This is a genomic window from Colwellia marinimaniae, from assembly GCF_002207865.1.
Classification (GTDB): domain Bacteria; phylum Pseudomonadota; class Gammaproteobacteria; order Enterobacterales; family Alteromonadaceae; genus Colwellia; species Colwellia marinimaniae.
Genome location: NZ_BDQM01000383.1, coordinates 1 through 253 on the forward strand (window position 1 = coordinate 1; position 253 = coordinate 253).

The window sequence follows — 253 nt, forward strand, 5'->3', positions numbered from 1 at the left end:
CATGAGGGGCTAGCCCCTGACTACGTGATCACGGTCTGCGACAAGGCTGCCGGCGAAGCCTGCCCAGTGTTTTTCGGGCCCGCGACCAAGGCTCCCTGGGGGCTGGCTGATCCGTCGGAATACCAGGGCAGTGAAGACGAGATCCAAGCCGCTTTTGATGCCACCTTGGAACAGATCAGAACCCGCATCGAAGCCTTCCTGGCTTTACCGCTCAAGCAGATGAATGCCGAGCAACTCAAGGCCGAGCTGGCCT

At 60.5% G+C, this 253-nt stretch carries 1 protein-coding gene; it reads left to right on the forward strand.

The features are described from left to right. Window positions 1–253, forward strand: a 253-nt coding sequence (locus MTCD1_RS19750) for a low molecular weight phosphatase family protein (protein WP_498067575.1), incomplete at both ends; no start/stop codon positions are given.